Here is a 4,006-nt window from a genome sequence, read left to right on the forward strand (position 1 = left end):
ACCGACTACTCTCAGACCCGTCCACATTCGTTGCAGCCACCGCCTGAATCCAAGGGCGTGTAGGGGTACCGGCACGTCTGCTCGGCCGGAAAAATCAGCCCTGGGCTTGGACGGCGACCGGCTGCCATTCCTCCCAGTTGGCCAGCCGGCTCTCATAGTCGGCCTTGGCCAGTGACAGCGGCAGCTCACCGAAAAACACCCGCAGCGGCGGTTTCTCGGCGTCGACGATCTTGAGCACGGCCGCGGCCGACGCCTGCGGATCGCCGGATTTCGACGTGCGCTTGGCCCGGGCCTCCTGTGCGGCCTTGCGGGCCTGGTCATAGTCGGGCAGCGGCGTGGCGTGCTTGGCCGAGGACCCGGCCCAGTCGGTGGAGAACCCGCCCGGCTCGATCAGCGTCACGTGGATGCCGAACGGGGCGACCTCCTGGGCCAGGGTCTGCGAGGAGCCCTCGAGCGCCCACTTCGACGCGTGGTAGATGCCGACGAGCGGGAACGCGGTGATGCCGCCGATCGAGGACACCTGGATGATGTGGCCGCTGCCCTGGGCCCGCAGGTACGGCAGCGCGGCCTGGGTGACCCACAGCGCGCCGAACACGTTGGTCTCGATCTGCGCGCGGGCCTCGGCTTCCGACAGCTCCTCGATGAACCCGAACTGGCCGTAACCGGCGTTGTTGACCACGATGTCGAGCCGGCCGAAGTGGTCGTGGGCCTGCTTGACCGCGGCGAAGTCGGCCGCGCGGTCGTCGACGTCCAGGTGCAGTGGCAGCAGCGCGTCGCCGTACTTGTCGGCCAGGTCGGCCAGCGTCGCGGTGTCGCGCGCGGTGGCGGCCACCTTGTCGCCGCGCTCTAGGGCGGCTATCGCCCATTCCCGGCCGAAGCCCCGCGAAGCACCGGTGATGAACCAGACTTTTGCACTCATGTATCAACCCTTCTGCGTATCGCTCCGTGCGGTTCAAGGCGCGTCGGCCTGCTCCCATTCCCGGCGCAGCATGTTCACAGCTACCCATGACGGGCGGCCAGGGTTTCGGTCACTGACAATCTATTGCCCGGCGCCGGGTACCGTCGGCGGCGTGAGCCGAGCGAGCCTGGAGAAGGATCCCCACGAAGTCGCATCGATGTTCGACGGCGTCGCGCGGCGCTACGACCTCACCAACACCGTGTTGTCGCTGGGCCAGGACCGGTTCTGGCGCCGCGAGACCCGCGCGGCGCTGCGGATCGGGGCCGGGGACAAGGTGCTCGACCTGGCCGCCGGGACGGCGGTGTCGACGACCGAGTTGACGACCTCGGGCGCGTGGTGTGTGGCCGCGGACTTCTCGGTCGGCATGCTGGCCGCGGGCGCCGGGCGGCCGGTGCCCAAGGTGGCGGGCGATGCGACCCGGTTGCCGTTCGCCGACGGCGTGTTCGACGCGGTCACGATCAGCTTCGGGCTGCGCAATGTGGTGGACCACGTCGCCGGGTTGCGGGAGATGGCCCGGGTGACCCGGCCCGGCGGGCGGCTGGTGGTGTGCGAGTTCTCCACCCCGACCAACCGGGCCTTCGCGACGCTCTACAAGGAGTACCTGATGCAGGCGCTGCCGCGGATGGCCACGGCGGTGTCGAGCAATCCCGACGCCTACGTCTATCTGGCCGAGTCGATCCGGGCCTGGCCGGATCAGGCCGGGCTGGCGCACCGGATCGGCACGGCCGGCTGGTCGGATGTGCGGTGGCGCAATCTGACCGGGGGCATCGTGGCGTTGCATGCGGCGACGAAACCGGAGTAGGTGAGGGCGATCGGATCGGTCCCCGTGCTCGCCCTCGCCGGCCACCTCGGCGCGGGTAAGACGACGCTGCTCAACCATCTGCTGCGCAACAGCCGCGGAGTGCGGATCGGCGCGCTGGTCAACGACTTCGGCGCGGTCAACATCGACGCCATGCTGGTGGCCGGGCAGGTCGATGCGATGGCGTCGCTGTCCAACGGGTGCATCTGCTGCGCCGTGGACGCCGACGAGGCCGGGGATATGCTCGGCAGGCTCGCGGCCGTGAAACCCCGCCTGGATCTCATCGTGGTGGAGGCCAGCGGCCTGGCCGAACCCGCGGCGCTGGCGCGCACCATCGTCACCGCCGACGATCCCCGGTTCCACTACGCCGGGCTGGTGTTGCTGGTCGACGCGGTCGAATCGGCGCGGGCCGATCTGGGGCACAGCGCCCGCGTCGCCGATCTCGTCGTGCTCAACAAGGCCGACCAGGTGACTGCCGAAGAGCTGGAATCGTTGCGGGACAAGGTGTTCGAGGTCAATCCCCGGGTCGCCGTGCTGCCCACCGAGTTCGGCCGGATCGACCCGACGCTGCTGATCGACCCGCCGCGGCGGGTGCCGAGGGAAGGGCAGCTGAGCCTTGACGAAATGCTGTGGGAAGAACACGATCACGACGAGCACGAGCACGCCGCCTATCAGAGTGTCGAGTTCACCGCCGACACCCCGCTGCATCCACGGCGGTTGATGGGTTTCCTGCAGGACCGGCCGGCGGGGCTGTACCGGGCGAAAGGTTTCGTCGACTTCGGCACCGCCGGATCGGGCCGCAAATTCGTCATGCAACTGGTGGGCAGCTCGCTGCGGTTCGAACGCTCGCGGTGGGACAGCGGCGAGCCGCGCCGCACGTCACTGGTGTTGATCGGCACCGATATGTCGGCCGATTCGGTGCACACCGCGCTGCGGGAGTGCGTCGCCGCCGAACCGCCCGACGATCAGGCCTTTCTCGGCGTGCAGCGCTACGTCGTGTGACCGCCCGGGCGCTCGGGTCGAATGCCGCCGTTTTCCACCCCAGGGCTGTTCTGAGCCGGGGATCACGACCCAGGCGTAGAAACCGGCGACGCGCAGCGGGCGCTCAGCTGAACGGCTTGCGCTGATCCAGCCGGCGCGAGGCCAACCCGCCCGCGCGCCACACCCGCGCGATCCAGTCTTCGTCCTCGTCGGTCACCAGGTTGCCCATCACCCGCACGGCGATCCGCATCAGCGTGGCGGACCGCATGGCTACCGGGCCGGTCGCGGGCAGGAACCTCGGCAGCGTCAGCAGCAGTGCCAGCCGGCGCGCCACCGAGAAGCCCCGCGCGTAATGCCCGGCCAGCACCGCGGGCCAGGCCTGCGAGAGGTCACCCGACCCGAGCAGTTCGGCGGCCAGCCGCCCGGTCTCCAGCCCGTAGTCGATGCCCTCCCCGTTGAGCGGGTTGACGCAGGCCGCGGCGTCGCCGATGAGCATCCAGTTCGGCCCGGCCACCCCGGACACCGCGCCACCCATCGGCAGCAGCGCCGACAGCCCGGCCCGTGGCTCGCCGGCGAATCCCCACTCCTCGCGGCGCAGGGCGGTGTAGTAGGACATCAGCGGTCTCAGCGCGGCGTCGGCGGGCCGCTTGGCCGTGGCCAGGGCCCCGACGCCGATGTTCACCTCGCCGTTGCCGAGCGGGAAGATCCAGCCGTACCCGGGCAGCACCTTGCCCTCGGGGGACCGCAACTCCAGATGCGAGGTGATCCACGGCTCGTTGGCGCGCGGCGTCGCGATATAGCCGCGGATCGCCACCCCGTAGACCGTCTCCTTGTGCCACTCCCGACCCAGCACCCGGCCCAGCGTGGAGCGGGCGCCGTCGGCCACGATCAGCTCGGTGCACCGCACGGCCATGCCGTTGTCTAGCAGCACCGTATCCACCGCGCCACGCGAATCATGGCGAACATCAACAGCTTTGACGCCGAGAAGCATCTTGGCGCCATCGTCGGCGGCCACCGAGCGGATCCGGTCGTCGAGCTCGGTGCGCGGCACCGCGCTGCCGGTGGACGGGAACGACGGGCCCGGCCAGGCCACCTCGACATCGGCGCCGAACCCCGACATCCGCAAACCCCGGTGCCGGATCCGGCTGTCCAGCCAGGGCCCCATCCCGAGCCGCTCCAGCTCGGCGACGGCCCGCGGCGTCAGCCCGTCGCCGCAGGCCTTGTCGCGGGGAAACTGCGCGGCGTCGATCACCAGCACATCGCGGCCG

4 protein-coding genes are annotated in these 4,006 nt (G+C 70.2%); 2 read left to right on the forward strand and 2 right to left on the reverse strand.

The features are described from left to right. Positions 1-94: 94 nt before the first annotated feature. Entirely contained in the window at positions 95-919 is an 825-nt protein-coding gene (locus ACWDTP_RS37725) for an SDR family oxidoreductase (RefSeq protein WP_450028319.1), read from the reverse strand. A gap of 151 nt (positions 920-1,070) precedes the next feature. Here ACWDTP_RS37725 and ACWDTP_RS37730 point away from each other — a divergent pair, with 151 nt between their 5' ends. After that, positions 1,071-1,760 carry a demethylmenaquinone methyltransferase gene (locus ACWDTP_RS37730; RefSeq protein ID WP_450028320.1) on the forward strand — a complete coding sequence of 230 codons (690 nt, stop codon included), beginning with the start codon at positions 1,071-1,073 and terminating at the stop codon, positions 1,758-1,760. Beyond that, positions 1,761-2,759, forward strand: coding sequence for a CobW family GTP-binding protein (locus tag ACWDTP_RS37735; protein WP_450028321.1), 999 nt, complete (start codon positions 1,761-1,763; stop codon positions 2,757-2,759). A gap of 103 nt (positions 2,760-2,862) precedes the next feature. On the opposite strand, the gene menJ is transcribed toward ACWDTP_RS37735, so the two are convergent. Then, on the reverse strand, positions 2,863-4,006 hold a 1,144-nt coding region (gene menJ, locus ACWDTP_RS37740), incomplete at its 5' end, for a menaquinone reductase (RefSeq protein WP_450028322.1).

Source organism: Mycobacterium sp. NPDC003449 (assembly GCF_053588415.1).